Annotated in this window: 14 protein-coding genes; 4 read left to right on the top strand and 10 right to left on the bottom strand. The window is 57.4% G+C overall.

What is annotated here, in order from left to right:
• Window positions 1-651 precede the first annotated feature (651 nt).
• The 9 genes from HIJ39_RS11080 to HIJ39_RS24135 form a co-directional block, all read right to left on the bottom strand.
• Complete coding sequence (locus tag HIJ39_RS11080; protein ID WP_169099639.1) at window positions 652-1,416, bottom strand: MBL fold metallo-hydrolase; 765 nt, start codon at window positions 1,414-1,416, stop codon at window positions 652-654.
• Entirely contained in the window at window positions 1,404-3,197 is a 1,794-nt protein-coding gene (locus HIJ39_RS11075) for a glycoside hydrolase 5 family protein (RefSeq protein ID WP_169099637.1), read from the bottom strand. Before HIJ39_RS11075 ends, HIJ39_RS11080 begins: the two co-directional genes overlap by 13 nt.
• A 55-nt stretch (window positions 3,198-3,252) precedes the next feature.
• A complete protein-coding gene (locus HIJ39_RS11070; protein ID WP_169099635.1) occupies window positions 3,253-4,599 on the bottom strand; it encodes a GH1 family beta-glucosidase in 1,347 nt (448 codons plus the stop codon).
• Between the two features lie 13 nt (window positions 4,600-4,612).
• Window positions 4,613-5,608: an ABC transporter ATP-binding protein gene (locus tag HIJ39_RS11065; RefSeq protein ID WP_207711629.1), complete on the bottom strand. Its 996-nt coding sequence runs from the start codon at window positions 5,606-5,608 to the stop codon at window positions 4,613-4,615.
• A complete protein-coding gene (locus HIJ39_RS11060) occupies window positions 5,598-6,602 on the bottom strand; it encodes an ABC transporter ATP-binding protein (protein WP_169099632.1) in 1,005 nt (334 codons plus the stop codon). The genes HIJ39_RS11065 and HIJ39_RS11060 overlap by 11 nt, the downstream gene beginning before the upstream one ends.
• The gene (locus tag HIJ39_RS11055; protein ID WP_207711628.1) at window positions 6,595-7,542 is read right to left on the bottom strand and encodes an ABC transporter permease; all 948 of its coding nucleotides are present in this window, start codon (window positions 7,540-7,542) and stop codon (window positions 6,595-6,597) included. The genes HIJ39_RS11060 and HIJ39_RS11055 overlap by 8 nt, the downstream gene beginning before the upstream one ends.
• Window positions 7,542-8,531 (bottom strand): ABC transporter permease, encoded by a 990-nt coding sequence (locus tag HIJ39_RS11050; RefSeq protein WP_338055149.1) that lies wholly within the window; start codon window positions 8,529-8,531, stop codon window positions 7,542-7,544. The genes HIJ39_RS11055 and HIJ39_RS11050 overlap by 1 nt, the downstream gene beginning before the upstream one ends.
• 101 nt (window positions 8,532-8,632) lie before the next feature.
• Window positions 8,633-10,003, bottom strand: coding sequence for an ABC transporter substrate-binding protein (locus HIJ39_RS11045; RefSeq protein ID WP_275107315.1), 1,371 nt, complete (start codon window positions 10,001-10,003; stop codon window positions 8,633-8,635).
• Between the two features lie 9 nt (window positions 10,004-10,012).
• The gene (locus HIJ39_RS24135; protein ID WP_243239559.1) at window positions 10,013-10,264 is read right to left on the bottom strand and encodes a hypothetical protein; all 252 of its coding nucleotides are present in this window, start codon (window positions 10,262-10,264) and stop codon (window positions 10,013-10,015) included.
• Window positions 10,265-10,448: 184 nt separating this feature from the next.
• Between HIJ39_RS24135 and HIJ39_RS11040 the strand changes: the two genes are divergently transcribed.
• From HIJ39_RS11040 to hemQ, 3 genes are all read left to right on the top strand, one after another.
• Window positions 10,449-11,633, top strand: coding sequence for an ROK family transcriptional regulator (locus tag HIJ39_RS11040; protein ID WP_169099630.1), 1,185 nt, complete (start codon window positions 10,449-10,451; stop codon window positions 11,631-11,633).
• 134 nt (window positions 11,634-11,767) lie between these two features.
• The gene (locus tag HIJ39_RS11035; RefSeq protein ID WP_169099628.1) at window positions 11,768-13,951 is read left to right on the top strand and encodes a glycogen debranching N-terminal domain-containing protein; all 2,184 of its coding nucleotides are present in this window, start codon (window positions 11,768-11,770) and stop codon (window positions 13,949-13,951) included.
• 879 nt (window positions 13,952-14,830) lie between these two features.
• Window positions 14,831-15,571 (top strand): hydrogen peroxide-dependent heme synthase, encoded by a 741-nt coding sequence (gene hemQ, locus HIJ39_RS11030; RefSeq protein WP_169099626.1) that lies wholly within the window; start codon window positions 14,831-14,833, stop codon window positions 15,569-15,571.
• Here hemQ and HIJ39_RS11025 read toward each other — a convergent pair.
• Entirely contained in the window at window positions 15,568-16,332 is a 765-nt protein-coding gene (locus HIJ39_RS11025; RefSeq protein WP_169099624.1) for a hypothetical protein, read from the bottom strand. The two genes, hemQ and HIJ39_RS11025, sit on opposite strands and share 4 nt — an antisense overlap.
• 148 nt (window positions 16,333-16,480) lie before the next feature.
• On the opposite strand from HIJ39_RS11025, the gene HIJ39_RS11020 reads away from it, so the two are divergent.
• Window positions 16,481-16,903: a MarR family winged helix-turn-helix transcriptional regulator gene (locus tag HIJ39_RS11020; RefSeq protein WP_169099622.1), complete on the top strand. Its 423-nt coding sequence runs from the start codon at window positions 16,481-16,483 to the stop codon at window positions 16,901-16,903.
• The last annotated feature ends 8 nt before the right edge of the window (window positions 16,904-16,911 follow it).

Raw genomic sequence — 16,911 nt, 5'->3', positions numbered from 1 at the left:
AAGTTTTTATTTCGCCATCCGGGTCGCGAAGTCCTTTTTGCGCCGGATGTTCGGGACTATTCACACAAGCTGCTAGGCGTACGAAGAACCGAAAACAAGGTCTTCCACATCGCGTTGCGGATCATGTTCCAAGAGGGACCATTTTCCCCCACTTTCCAAAAAATCCTATACCATCGGCCCATTCTTCAAGGTTCCCTGCAAGGCTCGTACTGAAACTGGCCTGGAAATACACGATTTCCGTGAATTGATTCGCACACCATTCACCGCCTGGCCCATAACTTACTCGCTCCCTACGAGGCCGGGCAAACCGTTTAGGCTGTGAAGGCGCTCGCCCTCTCTTAGCCGGCCGTGGTCATCGCGGAAATGCTGGGCGTGCGGATAGAACCGCGATTTAGTCAAGCGCTGGGCTCCGGTGTTTACCCAGACCCTGGATACGCGCCACCATGAAACCCTATATAGAAGGGAATCAAACGGTGATCGCGTTCCGCGACTACGTGCGAAGGATTGTTTTCCAACGCCCCATCTCCGGCGACCGCCCCCCGAAGATAACCTATTAGACCTGGGCATCTTGTTGGTGGTAACGGTTGGACCGGCCATGCGCATTCAGGACTTTCACCTTGAACGAGACGTCCCCATTCCGTGTGCGAGGCGCTAGTCTGGCCAATCCATGGGCACTGGCTGACCATAATGCGGTACCACCAAGGTCACGCCAGCCTGCAAGGCCAAATCGGCTGCCTGGCCCACATCTCCGAGATTGTTCGGATAGGTCTCAAAGTGCATGGGAATGAGGACCCGTGCGCCCACCTCCACGGCTAGGTCAACCGCCTCTTCAGGGTGCAGGTTGCCCACCAGGTCTTGGTTCTCACGCCGATAGGTGCGCCCGTTGATGGGCAGTAGCAGGATGGTCACGCCCAGAGCCTTTAAGGTTTCCGCCAACTTCGGGTACATAATAGTGTCGCCGCTGTGGTAGACCACCGCCGAGCCTGCCCGGATCGCGTAGCCCAAAAAGCGGCCATCGGGTTCGCCAAAGTGATAGCCTTCATCCATGTGCACAGCATGCAGCGCCCGCACCGGGGTCACCTCAAGTGCGCCCACGGTGAAGGACACATTTGGCACCGCTCCCTCGAGGTTCATCAAGCGCAAGCTTTCCGCCTGGCGCCGAATCGGCTCCGGCACCACCACCCGCAACTGAGGCTGATGTTCCTGCAAGGCGCGAAGCGTCCATTCGTCCAAATGATCATGATGCTCGTGCGTTGCCAACACCGCGTCCAGTGGGCCCAGATCGTCGGGACCGACGACGGGTTTCCGAAGGCGGGGATCGGGGCGTAAGAATAAATCAACCGCGATCCGGGCGCCGCCATCCTCCACGACAAATCCCGCTTGTCCGTACCAGCGGATGGCCCTCATTTGCTCCATGTCCCAACCCACCATTGATGCGGCGGGACTTCAATCTGCTTTTGGCCGTCGAGCATCCCCGAGGCTGCGGATGCCTTGAGCACTGTGCCCCCGTGATTCATGACCATCATCTGACCGGTCGTCGATACCGCCGCCTGTCCCACTGATCCCGAAAGCTGCACCCGCGGGGAAACCTGAAGATAGCCAAGAAGACTCTGGTAGAAGCGTACCAGGCCGTCCACCTCGCCTGCCGACGCTTCGAGCCCAAGAGCGTTTACCACCACCGCGCCGCGGCCGAGATTGTGGCGGAACAGCACCGCTTCGCCCGTATCCAACTGGGCCAACACCTCGGCTGCCACGCCTTTCAGACTGACAAAATCGGCCTCGCCGAAAATCTCGAGATCGGCCCCGATACGACCGATCATCTTGGCTGGACCCGAGAAGCGCTCCTTGACGTTGTATTGGCCGGTGCGCTCAACCCCTAAGAAAGCGGCCGTGTCGGGGAACCAATAGGTGTAGGAATACGCCAGGTACAAGCGGCCCCCTTGCCGCACCCAGTCCTCGAGGCGCAGACGAAGCGGTTCACCGATGCGCGGAGCCACCAAAAAGAGGGTGTCGCAGCCATCCAGTTCCGGCAGTTCAGGTACATCTTGAACGAATCCGCTGGCAGGCGGGATCGGTTCGCGGATCACCAGCGGGTTATACCCCAACTGCGCCAAACTCCGCAACATGCGCGAGGCCACTCGGGTCATGAGCTCCCCTTCTGGTCCCCGTCGGAACGGAATCACCTCCGTCTGCAAAGCGGGAACCAGCACGCCAATCCGATCCGGATCGACCTGGCCGAACTGCCGAGCTGCCTCTCCAAAACTTTTCATCGCCTTGGCGGTCGGTTTAGGCGTGCCATCGGTTTTGAGCAGGCCAAACCGCAGTTCAAAGGGATGATGGGAATATGGCATGGTGGTCGGCAGTTCAAAGTCAGTGAGACACCATCCCCATGCCCCAACGGCCCCGGCCATCAGCGCTCCAGCCAGCTGAGAGCGATAGAAGGCTCCTTGCTGCTCTCCGGTTCCAAAGGCATCGGTCGTGCCGAATTCCTCCAACAGCACCGGACGCTTCCCTTGACCCATGGCACAGTGCACATAAGAGGCCATGGCCACTTCCGCAGCGTCGGGAGTTTCAGGATAGACATGAGGGCCCACAATGTCCACATACTGCTCCAACATGTCGACCTGAATCCCGTTGTTGGCCCCCATGGCATTCCAAAGCCCATCGCCCATGGTGATGGGGCGCCTCTTGGGATCATGCTCCCGCACCGCGTGGGTCATGCGTTGAATCCAAGGCTCAAAGACCTCCGGGGTGGTAAGTCCCGCGTACAAAGGCCACTCGTTGGTCAGCACCCAGCCCGAAACCGTCGGCATCGACTGAAGACGCGAGACGCTGCGGCGGATAAAAGCCTCCTCGTGTTCCACCATCCAGGCATCTGTCCATAAATCCCGGCCTTCACGCCAGGCCGGATCCCAATTGCGCCCTGACATGTGGCCTACCAACAAGGTCGGGAACGTCTTCAATCCATATTCCTGACAGAGATTCAAAAACTCGGCCACCCGTTCCCAAAGCGCGGGGTTGTCCACGCCCGGCTGAGGCTCAAAATCTGGCCAGTAAATAAAGAATCGCAAGGTATCCAGACCGATGTCCCGAGCCCAACCCAGCTCTTGCCGCACGGCCGCCGCGTCCCATTGGCTCCACATGCGGGGACCGCCCACCCGACTCCAATAGTTAGCTCCCAGACTAAATCCCGTCATTCTGCTCACCTCTCCTGATGTCGAAGGGGCGGGTCGCCCCGCCCCGAAAAATCGCCTAAACCCGGGAGTTCTGCACGAAGTCCCGATACCACAGCGCGCTGTCTTTTAAAATGCGCTTTTGGGTGGCATAGTCCACGTACACGATGCCGAAACGCTTGGAGTATCCGAACGCCCATTCAAAATTGTCCATCAAGGACCACAGATAGTAGCCCTTAAGCGTGCTGCCTTCGGCAATCGCTTGCCGCGCCGCCTCGAGATGGCTTCGAACAAATTCTATCCGATCGATGTCGTGGACATGCCCATCTTCACTGACCACGTCCGGATACGCGGCGCCATTCTCCGTGATGAAGAGCGGAATCTGGGTATACTCCCGATTTAGCCGCATCAACAGCCGATAGAGCGAGTTGGGATGGACTTCCCAGCCCATGTCGGTCATGCGGTCCAAGGGTACCGGCACGTTGCCCAGGCCCATGAACGAATCGCCGGGGTCGTCGTACACCACCGCCCGGCTGTAATAATTCACGCCCAAAAAGTCGATGGGGACGGCGATGGTCTCCAAGTCACCCGGCTTGATGAAGCCATAGTCCTGGACATAGGGCCGGAAGACATCCATCATGTCGCTGGGGTAACGGCCCTTGAAGATGGGGTCCAGGAACCAGCGATTTTGGAACCCGTCTCCTCGCTCCGCCGCCTTAATGTCGGCTTCACTGTCCGTCTTCGGGTCCGTCACATTGAGATTTAAGGTAATGCCGATTTCACCCTTGAGATTGAACGCACGATATCCCTTGACCACCTCGCCATGGGAGAGCAGCAGATGGTGGGAGGCCAAGACCGCTTCCCGCCAGTCGCGGTGTCCCGGTGCATGATGCCCCATTCCATAACTTAGGAAGGAGGCGCACCAGGGCTCATTGTGGGTAATCCAGGTGCCGATGCGATCGCCGAAGTGCTTAAACAGCACCTCCGCAAAGTCGCTGAAGTATCCGACGCTGTCCCGGTTGGCCCATCCGCCGCGATCGGCCAGCCATTGCGGCAAATCCCAATGATAGATGGTCGCCGCGGGAGTGACGCCATGCTTTTCCATCTCATCCAACAGCCGGTGGTAGAAGGCAATGCCCTTGTCGTTGACCTTGCGGTCCTCGGTCAAAATGCGGGGCCATGCAAACGAGAAGCGATACGAGTCGAGGCCTAGGCTCGCAATCATCGCCACATCATCGGGGTAGCGATGATAATGGTCGCAAGCCACATCCCCGCTTTCGCCCTGAACGGTCTTGCCTGGGGTATGTGCAAAGGTGTCCCAATGGGAGGGAATACGCCCGTCCTCAAAGGCCGCGCCTTCAATTTGATACGAGGATGTGGCCACACCAAAAATGAAGTCCTTAGGAAACGTGAGTTTGTCTGTCATGCTGCACCTCGCTTCAGATAGTGGCCCGCTCGACGGCAATGGCGCCCGTCTGCGGGTGATAGCAGGCCACCTGGTGTCCGGGTTCTATCTCGGTCATCGGTGGCATGGTTTCCCGACATTCATCGGTTGCGTAAAGACACCGCGTGGCGAAGGGGCATCCGCGGCGGGCTTCGCTCAAATCCGGCGGCTCGTTAACCCGCTCGGGGAGTTTGCCGTGGTGCTGACTGCCGGGCGTTGCGGCCAGCAGCAGGCGGGTATAGGGATGACTGGGGTTTCTGACCAATTCCCGCGAAGCGGCCGTTTCCATGATTCGTCCGGCATAGAGCACCATGATGCGGTCGCCAAAATAGCGGGCCGAAGCCAAGTCGTGGGTAATATAGAGAAACGACAAACGGAATTCGGCCTTAAGCTCGTTCATGAGTTTCAGAATGCCGGCGCGAATAGACACATCCAGCATAGAGATGAGCTCGTCAGCCACCAGAAAGGTGGGCTGCACGGCAAGCGCACGGGCGATCGCCAAGCGTTGCCGTTGACCGCCGGAGAGTTCGTGCGGAAACTTTTGCCGCGTCTCGTCCACCGGGGTTAGGCCCACCCGCGTAAGCAACTCATCCACCACGGCGCTCACCCGATCCGCGTTTCCTCCACGGTGCTTCTTAATGGGAAAGGTGAGATGCGCCTCCACGGTCTTGATGGGATTCAGCGACCCGAAAGGGTCCTGAAAAATCATCTGGGCTTCACGACGATATCGCACCAGGGCCTTGCCCTTGATGTGGGTGACATCGCTTCCCGCTACCCGGATGGTGCCCTGGGCCGGCTCCAGGATGCGGAGCAGCGACCGGCCGATGGTTGTTTTGCCGCTGCCCGACTCGCCAACCAACGCCAACACCTCACCACGTCGGATGGAGAAGGATACGTCATCCACTGGGCGGATCCACTGCCCGCCCCGGACCGGAAAGCGCATGACCAGATTCTCCGCCTCAACTAGAAGGTCGCTCTTGTCAAGAGACATGAACAAATGCACCTCGCTTCTCCGGGTCAAATGCATGGCAGGCAATCAGCCGCCCGCCGGTTGCGATGGGTTCCGGACGCACTTCTCGGCAAATGGGCTGGGCCAGCGGGCAGCGAGGATGATACGCACAACCGGAGGGCAACTCCACAAGATTGGGCGGATGCCCGGGGATGCCCTCAATCTCCACATCCTCATGGGTCAAGCGGGGAATGGCCCGCATCAGTCCGCTGGTATACGGGTGATGATGCATGTCGTGTTTGCTGAGCCCCTGGCTTTCGGTCATCTCCACCACCCGGCCAGCGTACATAATCGCCACCTGCGATGCCAGTTCCGCCACTAGACTGAAGTCATGGCTGATAAACAGCACGGCAAAATGCTTCTCGCGCTGCAATTCCTTGATTTGGTCTAGGATGGAACGCTGCACCACCACATCCAAGGCCGTGGTCGGCTCGTCCATAATCACCAGGCTGGGCTCCAGCGCCAAGGCGATGGCAATCACGATGCGCTGCTTCATGCCTCCCGATAATTCATGCGGATAGCTCTTGGCATGTTTACGCGCAATCCGCACCATGTCCAAGAGTTCAAGGGAGCGGTTGCGGGCTTCCTGCTTGGACATGCCTTTACGGTGCGACAAGAACACATCCATCATCTGCTGCTCCACCGTCATGACCGGATTCAACACCGTCATGGCACTCTGGAATACCATCGCCATCGAGTTCCAACGGAACTGGCGAAGCGTCCTCGCGTCCATTTGATAGACGTTCTGGCCATTGACTAAAATTTCCCCACCGACCAAATGCGCCGATCCCTTCAAAAGCCGCATAATCCCATTGGCCAAAGTGGACTTGCCGCTACCTGACTCCCCAACCAATCCCAAAATGTGATCCGGCATGAGGCTCAAGTTGATATGGGAGACGGCCTGCACCGAGCCGCGAGCCGACTCGTAGGCGATGGAGACATCCTTGACTTCCAAAACCGGGGTGTTTTCACTCATGGCGCATCCTCCTTTCCCGGCGTGGCAGTTCGCGAAGGCGCGGATTGGTCAGCTGGTCCATGGCGTAGTTCATGAGCACCAAACTTAATCCGACCAAGGCGATGCCCAAGCCGGGAGGCACAAACCACCACCAGGCGCCGGTCAACATGGCGTCGCCTTGCGAGGACCAATAGAGCATCGTACCCCAGGAGACGCTGTTGACATTTTCCAATCCTAAGAACGCCAGCCCTGACTCCGCCAAGATGGCCGCTAGACAGGCATACATAATGTTGGAGGCGATAATCGAGGTCATATTGGGCATGATTTCCGTCACCATGATGCGCAAATCGGAGGCTCCGGACAGCTTGGCCGCAGTCACGAAGTCCCGCTGGGCCAAACTCATGGTCTGGGCGCGAAATACGCGAGCGCCCCATGCCCACCCAGTCAACCCGATGACCAGACCGTTAAATTCGGGGGAACTTTGGTGCACATACGATTCAATTAGAATCAACAGCGCCAGCCCCGGCAGCACCAAGAAGATGTTGCTCAGGAAGTTTAGCACGGTGTCCACCCATCCGCCCTCATAACCGCCGGTCACGCCAATCAAAAGGCTCAACACCGTGGCCAGGAGGCCGGCCCCGATGCCCACCTCCAAGGTGGTCCGAGCACCATAGATAAACTGCGAAAAAATATCCTGACCCTGCGCCGTAGTACCGAAAAGATGCGCTCCGCTGGGCGGAAGATTGGCGGTAAAGGCGGTCGAATTCGGCGGATAGGGCGCGATGAATGGAGCGAATATCGCCATCAGCACGAAGAACAGGAAGAGAATGACACCCACGGTAGACTTGCGGTTGGAAAACATCACGGCGGCCATGCGGCGAATGCCTGGCGGTCGGCGCCGAACCGGCCCTGCAGGGGCCGTAGGAGACGCCAAAGGGGTGTTAAGCGTTTGCTGTGCCATTAGTGAGTCCCTCCCCCTGTCCTTACCCGCGGGTCAAGCCGCGAGTAAAGAATGTCGACCAACAAGTTCACGACCAACACCGCGACGGCAATAATGAGGAAGGCGGACTGAATCAACGGCAGGTCCTGCGATAACACGCCATTGGTTAACTGGAATCCAATCCCCGGATACGAGAACACCTCTTCGGTAAGAATCGAACCGCTGACAATGAGTCCCATGGCCAGTGCGAAGCTCGTCACCTGTGGCAAAATAGCGTTTCTCGCCGCGTAACTGGTCATCAAGCGCCAGTTAGAGACGCCCTTGGCTTCGGCAAACACCACATAATCCTCGCCGAGGGTGTTAATCATATTGTTGCGCATCCCAATAATCCAACCGCTGACAGACCCTAAGAAGACCGTGATGGCGGGCAAAATGGCGTGGCCAATAACGCTTCCAATAAAGGGCCCATTCCAACCGGGGGTGACGGTCGAGGAATACGCATGGCCGAGCGGGAATACGTGGTACAGAAAGGCAAATAGGAACAACAGCATCGTTCCGGTCCAAAAATATGGCATGGCTTGAAGGAACATGGTGGTTACCGGCAGCGTCGAGTCCAAGAAGCCGTTGCGTCGCCACGCAATATAGATGCCTAACAGCGTCCCAATAATTACGGCAATCACCGTCGCGGCGCCAACCAGTCCAATCGTCCAGGGAAGACTGTGGGCAATGACGGTTGTCACTGGTGTCGGGTAATACGTGTAGGAAAGGCCCCAGTGTAAGGTGACGAGGTTCTTAAGATAGGTCAAGTATTGCAAAATCAACGGCTGCTTGGAGAAGCCAAACTCCAACTCCAACGCGTGCAATGCCGCCGGATTGAGCTGACCTTGAAACTTCGCGAACATGGCCAAGGCAGGATTGCCTGGCATCATGCGCGGCAGAATAAAGTTAATCGTCACGGCCGCCCACAATGTAACAAAAAAGAAGAGAATCTTTTGTGTGACGTAGCGCACCGACTTTGCCCTCCTTCAGACGGAGCGATCGGAGAATTTCGCCTCAGGCGAAATCTCCGATCCATCTCCGATGCGGTTCATAAGGTCCGAGAGTCGAGTCGTTATTTAGCCGGCTTCAAATGCATGACCACAATTTCCGGAGCCGGCCAGCTGTACGGAGCCGAGGTCACATAGGGGTTCGATTGGGTTGGCCAACCGGTGTAATTGGCCGTACTGTACTCGTCCCAAAGGGCGCCGTCCAACAGCGGGATAATGGGCAGTTGGTTGACCAATGCCTTTTCCACGGTCTGGATAGCCTGAATCTGCGTCTGCGTGTTGGTGGTTTGCGCATACTGGTTCAGCGCATTGTTGACAGTACTGTTGTTGTAGCCCTCCAAGTTCCAGTCACCCTTCGGATCCAGCGAATTGTAGAGCGCATAGTAGGGTGTCGGCCCCGGGTTGGTCCACGACATGGCCAAGGTGTACTTGCCGCCCTGCAGGTTGGACACGTATTCACCGTAGGAGTCTTGCACCACGGTGGTCTTGATGCCGACCTTGGTCAGCTCCTGGGCCATCATGGCGGTGTCGGCATCCCAGTCGGACCAACCCGACGGCACCTGAATGGTGAAGTTGAGGGGTTGTCCAGACGGCGACACAAAGACGCCTGATGCGTTCTTCTTATATCCAGCCTTCTCCAAAATGCTTTCCGCCTTCGACGGACGATATGTCTCGCTGGTGGGAAGTCCCGGGGCTAGGTACTGTTGCTGGGCCGGAAGAATCAATCCGGTGGGGCTGGCCGGCTTCTCGTAGCCGTACTCACCCTTGATGCCCATCTGCTGGCGGTTTAACGCCACGTTGATGGCTTGGCGCACCGGCAAGGTCAAGAGCGGGTTCTTCAAGTTGGGATATAGAGCTACCAGCTCATACGGTGCGAAGAAGTACTGGTTATTGGCACTCTTGGAGGTGTAGACCCCCTTGATGTCGGGAATGAACTGGCCGCTCCAGCCAATTTGACCCGCTGCCAACGCGGTGTTCAAGGCGTTGTTGCTGTCATAGGCGGGAACTTCGATTTCTGGAACCGGCGGTTTGCCGAGATAGTAATTCTTGTTGGGAGTAAACTTGTAGTCCTGCGAGCTGAAAGACGAAAGCTCGTAAGGACCTGTGCCAACCGGCTTGGAGTTCAAGTATTTCGCGGGGTCGGAAATCTTGGACCAGATGTGTTGCGGTACAATATAGGTTTCCAGCACGTATACGCCAAACGGCACGTTGGCATCCTTGAAGTTAAACACCACCGTGTTCGGTCCGCTGGCGGTCACCGACGTGAGGTGCTGCCACACGCCCGACGTGTCCAAAGCCGGGTTAGCCTTCAACAGGTTAAAGGTATAGACCACGTCTTTGGCACTAAAGGCCGTGCCGTCAGTCCATTTCACATTACTACGCAGCTGGACGGTCAACGTCTTGTCGCCATTGCTCCAAGCGTAGGATTTGCCCAACAAGCCGTATTAGTGGTTGGAAATGGTGCTGAAGTAGAACAACGGTTCATAGATGAACCCATCCGTACCCGGGTTTGCGGAAGACGAAAAGGGGTTAAAGTTTGCGGTGTAGGATCCGTACGGCGCCGGCGCCATGACTAGAGGTTGGGCCGTGGTGCTGCCAGATGCGTTGCTGGTGGTTGAGCCACTCCCACAACCGGCGATAACCGCAGCCATGCCCAATGCTGCTGCGGCCGTCAAGGAAACCTTGCCAATGTTCATCGTCGTTCCCTCCTGAGACCTCTCTTAAAGAAACCAGGAACTTTCTAACTGAATGCACCCAATATTTCAGAATTATCTTGTTAAGTCATTCTCTTTCGGAACTTCGTATGTATGTTATACTAACCAAGTCAAGAGTGCACCGTGAAATCATTTCCAATAGACGATTCCGTGGAGGGTAAAAAGCATGTCCACAACTGTTGACGCATCGGTGATGCGCAATGTAAACAAACGCACAGTTTTGGGCCTTTTGTATCAGCGGAAAACGATCTCGCGGGCCGATATTTCCCGCCAAACGGGCCTGAATCGGGCTACCGTTTCCTCGCTGGTTGACGAATTGATTTCCGACAAATTTGTTGTGGAAGTGGGAACAGGAACCTCGAGTGGAGGCCGAAAGCCAATCATTTTGCAATTCAACGCCGACAGCGGGTACGTCATCGGTGTGGACGTGCAGATTACCCACATCACCACCGTGCTTATCAATGCAGGCCGGCAAATCGCCTTTGAACGCCGGCGCGACATTGACCGGCAATCCCCGTTGCTCAGTCGCGAGCAATTGACCGACTTCATTGTCGAAGAAATTCAGTTGGCCAAAACCCACTGCCCTCCCAGCCCGCACGGCCTCATGGGCGTTGGCGTGGGCTTGCCGGGCCTGGTCAATCATCATCAAGGCTACGCCCTCTATCTTCCCAACCTTGGTATTAATGATTGGGCCATCGCCGACGCCATCAGCCGCCAGGAAACGCTGCCGGTGTTTGTCGACAACGACGCCAATTGCGGCGCGTGGTGGCAATATTTAACAAGCCGTGTACCCCATCAACTATTTATCAACGCCGGCATTGGCCTAGGCGTCGGCGTCATCATCAATGGTCATCTCTATCGAGGCGCTGACGGCATCGCCGGCGAAGCTGGCCATCACAGCATTAGCCCGGTGGGAGAAGACTGCTCGTGTGGAAACATCGGTTGTTGGGAGCAATATGCCTCCGAGCGTGGGTTGGCGCATGCCTTGCAAGAACGCGGCATCGATGTGCCGTGGCCATTGCCCCCGGATTTTGTTGATACCGCTTTTCGAGCTGCGCAATTGGGAAGTCACGCTCATCAGACGGCCTTTGAGATTCTGGGCGAGCATCTTGCCGTGGGTCTGGTCAACCTTCTCAATATGCTAAACCCCAGTGCTGTCTATATCGGCGGGACCATCGCGGATGCGGCGCCTTTGGTGCTCCCCACCATTCATGCTGCCATTGAATCGCGGGCATTGCGGAACAATCGCCGCGTCACGGTGGAAGCTGTACCAGCTAATTCGGTGGCGCTCGGAGCCGCCGGTTTGGCGCTGGCCCAATCGATTGACTTGCTGCCCACCTCCTTGGTTTAACGCCAAATTCTCGGGGCGGAGATTCTCACCTCTTGAGGATGCCGCCCCTGCTTCTTAAAATATTGCCAAAGGACTTTCTCTCTCATTTTCATCCTGTCTAGTTGACCCCGCTTGCATCCTTTAGAGGTGAGACGATGATGGAGCCTCGTTGGCATCGTGATCCCGAGACCAGGAGTCATAGCCCTGGCGCCATTGAGCCTACCCTGGTATTGAAAGACGGTCCGCTTTTTTTCGTGCAGTCTTCAGACGGGCAGCCGGCATCGTCCGAGGGCGGTCTCTTCTTTAAAGACATGCGCCTTATGAAACCCCTCTGCTGGACGCTCGGAGGACACCCGGTATCGGTCCTATCAACCCATCTATACGCGGCCCACCGCGGCGAGGTTGATTGGACCAACAGCCCTCTCACTTGGGATGGGACCACCCTGTTGCCGCTCACGCTGCACGGGCGGATGACGTTTGTTCTTGCGCATCAACGGTTGTTTATCCGTATCCGCTTAAAAAATTTTGCTCCGATGGCGGTGGCCGTCCCTTTCGTGCTCGACCTGCACAGCACCTTCGACGACATTTTTCAGGTACGCAGTGTTGTCCCCCGTGACCATTCGCGCGCTCCCATCATCCCCGATATGGGGACCCGTGAGGTACGCTTCTCACACGTGGGACAGCACGGGCGCACCCGGACTTTCAGTGTGGCTGTAGAACCCGATCCCACCGCAATCGACGTCCCGGCATCGGAACGAGCCGCCATGACGTTTAAGCCAAGTCTTTCACCGGGGGCCAGCGCCATCTTCTCTTTTGAAGTTGCCCCTACAGACGAAGAGTCCCGGCGGCCGAGCGCGGCGGCGCTGAGCCGCAGGGTCTTTCGCGCGGCCTTGCATCAATCCCGACAGGCCATGTCTTGGGTCCATGCGGTCACCCAAATTGATACCGACAACACGGACTACAATCGTGTTCTCGAGCAAAATAGCCACGACCTGCGTGCGCTCATTACCGCATATCCCGAAGGCCGCATCGTGGAGGCCGGCATTCCGTGGTACGTTGCGCCATTTGGACGGGACGCGGCCATAACGGGGTTGGAAGCGTTGCTGCTCACGCCCGGTCTCGCCCAGGACAGTCTTGCCTATTTGGCCCATTGGCAGGGAAGCCGTTTGGACCCCAGCCGCGATGAGGAGCCGGGAAAGATATTGCATGAGTTGCGCCAAGGCGAGTTGGCGGGTTCCCGACAAATCCCCCATACCCCCTATTTCGGCTCGATTGACAGCACCCTATGGTGGATCATCACACTGTACGAGACCTGGCAGTGGACGCAAAACCATCACTGGCTTGTCCGTCTGGCTAAACCGTTGGAACGCGCGGTCGGCTGGATCTTGGAGTATAGCGATCCCGATGTCGACGGATTGCTGGAATATCAACGTCAGGCCGAACATGGGCTTGCCAATCAAGGTTGGAAGGACTCGGTTGACTCCATCCTTGACACCGCCGGACACGTGCCAGCGGGCCCCATCGCCCTGGTCGAAGTCCAAGGCTTGGCCTTTGCCGCCTTAAACAAAGCGGCCGCCATGCTGGCCATGTTGGGCAAAGGATCGTTGGCCGAACAAGCCCGTCGACGGGCCGACACCATTCAAGCGGCCTTTTCCGCGCAGTTTCTCCCCCTGGCTGCCGAACCTCCTGTCTATGCGTTGGACGGGCAGAAACAGCCCGTTCGCGCACTGACATCCAATCACGGTCAGCTTCTGTTTACTGGCATCCTTCCCTTGGATGAAGCCGAATGGCTTGGTCGGCGCCTCCTTCGGCCTGACATGCTGTCGGGCTATGGCATCCGCACGTTGTCGAGCCAATCCCCCTTCTACAATCCCATGCATTATCACAACGGGTCAGTTTGGCCGCATGACAATGCCATTATTGCCTGGGGCTTCCGCCGCATTCAGGCTTGGCACGCTCTCCAGGTGGTGGCCGATCAGGTGTACCAAGCGGCACGTCACTTCCCGGCGGGGCGTTTGCCGGAACTGTATTGCGGATTCTCCCGGCGGGGAGCCGCCGGTCCCGTCCCCTATCCGGTCGCCTGCTACCCACAAGCCTGGGCGGCCGCAGCCCCCTTCTTCCTGTTGCGCCAGTTGTTAGGCCTGGAAATCGTCGGCCCGCGCCAAATCATCCTAAACCGTCCGCTGTTGCCCCGATGGCTAAACCGCATTACCATTCAAAACCTAGAGGTGGCTGGCGGTACAGCCGCTTTTCGCCTGACCCGCGATGCGGTGGCGGGAGGCGTAACGTGCACGGATTTAGGCGGTGATGTCGCCGTCCAGACCATGGCGTCCGCATAAAACCCTTACCAACAAAGGATTTCACCGCCGCTTCTTAAGTCCGAAAAAACGTCCGAGACGAGAGAACCGGGAATGCGAAATGCAAACCATGATTGGCGCCGTGGCTGCACTCGTCCTTTTTCTGGCTGCGGTGCCCGCCTACGCCCACTCCGCGACCTCGCCCAGATCCTGTCAAGACGCGGTCGGGGCCTCCTGCATCAGCAAACTACCCCTGCAGGGGGGCGACCATTTTTGGGGACCAATTTACCGGACCATCTGGCTCCCCCCGGCAATCCCGCCATTTGGCAATACGACACTCTCCTCCGCATCACACACCCTTCACTGAGGCGTCTGTCCCGGCGGCCCCTCAACGAACCCAACGGCATCGGGAGCGGACTTTTATTCGTCCCCAAGGCCAACATCCACTTCCCACGCTATTCAGTGCTAATTGTCCAGGAGCATCCGGGAGAGGAGAGTGAACAATCGCCAGGTCTTCGAGGTTCGGGGGAACCAAGTGCCGGAGAGCACATGGAAAAGAGCGGTCGACCACGGCTTTTCCATCTTTTTCGATTTCGCCATGGGGGCGGATACCCGGATGCCGCGGGTCGTGGGACCACTCCTTAAGTTTGCTATAGACCCAAAGAGTATCCAGCGCGCGTAAATCGTCCGGCTTTCCCGAAAGAAAAGCGACCTCGGAGGTGGGGGATCATATAGCCAAGCGCACTGCATACACCGACAGCGGTAGACGTGCCAACGGTCGGAGGCCTCCTTCCGGCCCGGCCCGGCAAACGTCGTGTTGAATCACACAAGGCGGAAACGATCGGGCGCCGCCGGTTCGTGCCTGGGGCTCCTCTCGTGGTTGTGCTATACTTCCGCTGAGACCACAGGAGGGATAGCATCATGGGCGAACCGATCGAGACTATCGAAGGCTGGTATGCGCTTCACGATTTCCGCCGGATCGACTGGAACCGGTGGCAAGCGTTGTCGCCAGGCGAGCGCGCCGCAGCCCGGGACGAACTGAGTGCCATCTTAGAGGAATATCAGAGTGTGAAGGCCGATGATGGCAGCTTTGCCCTGGCTTCAATTCTAGGACATAAGGCCGATCTCTTGTTCTTACACTTTCGCCCCGATCCGAAAACACTGGGCGAATTGGAATTGCGGTTGGATCGGAGCCCTATGGGTCCGGTGCTCAGCCGCCCCTATTCCTATGTTTCGATGGTGGAGTTGAGCAAATATCTAGCCCGCGGCATTTCCGAGGACCAAATCCATACGACCTTGAAGCGACGGTTGGAGCCTGCCATCCCCGACGCCCAATATCTCTGCTTCTATCCCATGAACAAGCGCCGGCAAGGCCAGGACAACTGGTACATGACCAGCCGCGATGAGCGTCGGGAGCTTATGAAAAACCACGGCGTCATCGGCCATAAGTATCATGAGCAGGTGATTCAAATCATCACCGGTTCACAAGGCCTCGATGACTGGGAATGGGGCGTGACCCTATTTGCCGATAGTCCTTTGCCGATTAAGAAATTGATTTATGAGATGCGCTTTGACGAGGCCAGTGCCCGCTTCGCCGATTTCGGCCCGTTTTATGTAGGACCCCGCATCGACGCCACGACGCTTCTTGCGCGCTTTTCCTAGCCCGCCGCGTCCAGCCCTTGACGAGGCACCGGCTTGAAGCTCTTGGTCATGGCCAGCACTTGAGTGGGCGTCGACTGTTGGCCAGCGACGCTCATCACCATGCCCCGATCCTCAAAATCGGCCATGGCGATGGTTCCGGAAACCACGACCAATCCGGGCTGTTGGGGAAGCCCGCGAATGGCCAGAAGCGACCGCATGGTGCTTAAAGCGGCTTGACGGGAGGAATCTTCAACTAAGTACATCCACTGATTTCGTTTCGCGGACAATAAATGGCGGCGGAGCGACCAATGAGCGGTGGTCCCCGCAAGCGACACGGGCGATCCACTCAGCGGTGGCAGGCCACTCGGCCCGAGCATGTTGTACGACGCCAATAGATTGTATACGGGCACCGAATTTCCCTGAGATGCTATTTTCACCGCACTGAATGAGACCAATACGGTGCCGGTCTTTCCGCTCATGAGTTTCGGATCGTTAAAGGGCAGCGACTGGCCTGGAGTTTTCACCACACTCACACTATAAGAATTATTGGTTGCGAATCCATAGGCACTGGTATGCGGTGCGTGCGGCAGCGTGGTGGGCGCCAACAGGGAAAGATGCGTGCGCGGACCCACCCATGCCATCGCCTGGCGAATCACGGGGCTCCAATGGACCGGCCTTGAACGGGACGCCAGCGTTGGCGGAGTCGCGGCATGCCATCCGCACCCGCCCACCAGGAATATGATGGCCGCCGACCCCAGTATGGCTTGCCGCTGTCTCGTCATGTCCCCTCACCCACTCAAAAAGATTAACGCAGCTTAACACGCTAGGGTAACCAGGTTTTACTGGAAAAATAGATACGTTGGCCAGGACGACTGGACGCAAGAACTTAATCGTTGTATGATACACCTTGTTTTTTGAAAGGGGTGCCGCATGGAGCGTCCCAGTCTCATTGCTGCAGTGGAATATCAAATCGCCATCTTTTTGCGCCGGGCAATTTTGTCAGCGCAAAAGCATGGGGGTGTCGATCGCTCCGCCTATCTCCTTTTGCGCCACCTTGAAGAGCGTGGGGCTTTGGGCGTCAAGGAATTGGCGTTGGCCTTCCATCTGGATGTCTCCACCGTCAGTCGCCAAGCCTCCGCATTAGAAAAAAAAGGCTGGGTGCAGCGCGTTCCCGATGTTCATGACCATCGCGCCGCCAGTTTGGAGATTACCTCCAAAGGACGTGAGACACTACGCGATGAGAAAGCCCGGCGAGCAAATCTGTACCGCCGGCTTTTGAATGGTTGGTCGGACGAGGAGATTCAAACCTTTTCCGAGCTTTTGGCTCGACTCAACAACACCTTTCTGGATTAATTTTTTGC

The sequence above is a fragment of the Sulfobacillus harzensis genome (assembly GCF_012933365.1).
GTDB lineage: Bacteria > Bacillota > Sulfobacillia > Sulfobacillales > Sulfobacillaceae > Sulfobacillus_B > Sulfobacillus_B harzensis.
The sequence above is the reverse complement of the archived record's forward strand: the minus strand, read 5'-3'. Positions and strand labels throughout refer to the sequence as shown.

What these genes read in the sequence shown, in the direction of transcription:
- HIJ39_RS11025 (WP_169099624.1), bottom strand. Translation starts at nt 16,332, where the DNA reads ATGACGAGACAGCGGCAAGCCATACTGGGGTCGGCGGCCATCATATTC.
- HIJ39_RS11055 (WP_207711628.1), bottom strand. Translation starts at nt 7,542, where the DNA reads ATGGCACAGCAAACGCTTAACACCCCTTTGGCGTCTCCTACGGCCCCT.
- HIJ39_RS11075 (WP_169099637.1), bottom strand. Translation starts at nt 3,197, where the DNA reads ATGACGGGATTTAGTCTGGGAGCTAACTATTGGAGTCGGGTGGGCGGT.
- HIJ39_RS11070 (WP_169099635.1), bottom strand. Translation starts at nt 4,599, where the DNA reads ATGACAGACAAACTCACGTTTCCTAAGGACTTCATTTTTGGTGTGGCC.
- HIJ39_RS11020 (WP_169099622.1), top strand. Translation starts at nt 16,481, where the DNA reads ATGGAGCGTCCCAGTCTCATTGCTGCAGTGGAATATCAAATCGCCATC.
- HIJ39_RS11080 (WP_169099639.1), bottom strand. Translation starts at nt 1,416, where the DNA reads ATGGAGCAAATGAGGGCCATCCGCTGGTACGGACAAGCGGGATTTGTC.
- HIJ39_RS11035 (WP_169099628.1), top strand. Translation starts at nt 11,768, where the DNA reads ATGATGGAGCCTCGTTGGCATCGTGATCCCGAGACCAGGAGTCATAGC.
- HIJ39_RS24135 (WP_243239559.1), bottom strand. Translation starts at nt 10,264, where the DNA reads ATGAACATTGGCAAGGTTTCCTTGACGGCCGCAGCAGCATTGGGCATG.
- hemQ (WP_169099626.1), top strand. Translation starts at nt 14,831, where the DNA reads ATGGGCGAACCGATCGAGACTATCGAAGGCTGGTATGCGCTTCACGAT.
- HIJ39_RS11040 (WP_169099630.1), top strand. Translation starts at nt 10,449, where the DNA reads ATGTCCACAACTGTTGACGCATCGGTGATGCGCAATGTAAACAAACGC.
- HIJ39_RS11060 (WP_169099632.1), bottom strand. Translation starts at nt 6,602, where the DNA reads ATGAGTGAAAACACCCCGGTTTTGGAAGTCAAGGATGTCTCCATCGCC.
- HIJ39_RS11065 (WP_207711629.1), bottom strand. Translation starts at nt 5,608, where the DNA reads ATGTCTCTTGACAAGAGCGACCTTCTAGTTGAGGCGGAGAATCTGGTC.